The sequence below is a fragment of the Clostridium prolinivorans genome (assembly GCF_004011155.1).
GTDB classification, from domain to species: domain Bacteria; phylum Bacillota; class Clostridia; order Clostridiales; family Clostridiaceae; genus Clostridium_AT; species Clostridium_AT prolinivorans.
Map to the genome: position 1 here is coordinate 1 of NZ_RJWG01000043.1, position 1,120 is coordinate 1,120.

General features: G+C 42.4%; 1 protein-coding gene and 1 pseudogene. Both read right to left on the reverse strand.

The genetic code is table 11. The annotated features are described in order from the left end of the window. A pseudogene (locus EGD97_RS12230) lies at positions 1 to 368 on the reverse strand (hypothetical protein); the annotation flags it as partial. A gap of 116 nt (positions 369 to 484) precedes the next feature. After that, on the reverse strand, positions 485 to 1,120 hold a 636-nt coding region (locus EGD97_RS12235; RefSeq protein ID WP_265936978.1), incomplete at its 5' end, for a DNA-methyltransferase.

Consider the following 1,120-nt stretch of genomic DNA (forward strand, 5'->3'; position numbering starts at 1 on the left):
AGATACTTAGCACAATTGTACATAAAAATATTGGCACAATCGTACAAAATAATCTTGACATTAATAAAGCCCTCCAACGAAAGAGTAATTGTCATGGTTCCCTCTGCTGAAAAGCCCTCCACATTCAACGTGTCAATAACTGAACGGATGGTTTTTATTTCATTGAGACTGATTTTCGGTGAGTGAACCACACTGTCCCTGTCAATCGTCCAACTGCCAGCAGATTTTTCGTCTTTAATCTCATACAAAAACTCCGGTGCTCCGGCATAGCGCACCTGGCCTTCAAGGGCTTCAGCTATGACCGAGGCAATGGCTTTTCTCTCCTGACCGACAATCTTCTGTGAAAAGCGAAAGCTGTTATTGCTCATGCCATACACCTCCCCTCAAATAAGCTAAAACATTTTTGATTCCCATAAAAAATCCCACCTTTACTTTTTGGTGGGGTACATTAACGCTCTGTTTTGAGGGGAAAGCAAGGACATTTTTAATCAATCTGTGTTTCCGCGTAAGGTATTTTTTCACTACCTGTTACCAAGAATACTGAATCTGCGCCAAATTGTGAAACATAGCGCTTTACAATCACATCGCAGTATTTCGAGTCAAGTTCTATCATATAACAAACCCGCCCGGTCTGCTGTGCCGCAATCATTGTCGTACCAGAACCACCGAACAGGTCAAGAGTTAAATCTCCAATATGGGAACTATTGAGCATTGCCTTTGCTACAAGCGATACCGGCTTCATGGTAGGGTGCTCCTCCGATACTTTAGGACGGGGTATCTCCCAAACATCTGACTGTTTACGGTCTTTAAGCGGGCAAAGGCGTGTTCCTTCAAGCCAACCGTACCAGATCGGCTCGTACTGGGTATGATAGTCCTTTCTTGATAGTACCAAGCTGTCTTTTTTCCATATAATTGTGCTCGACCAGTGATACCCTGCCTTCCGCATGACGTTCATCAAACTGCCCCATTCCTGAGCACTCATTACTACATAGGTCATGCATCCGGCTTCAGAAACCTCTTTCATGCATTTAAAAGCGCGCAATAAAAAAGCGCTGTAAATGTCAATATAATTTTGTACGAAAAGTGGAAAATAATTTTGTACAAAAAAGAGAATCAATAA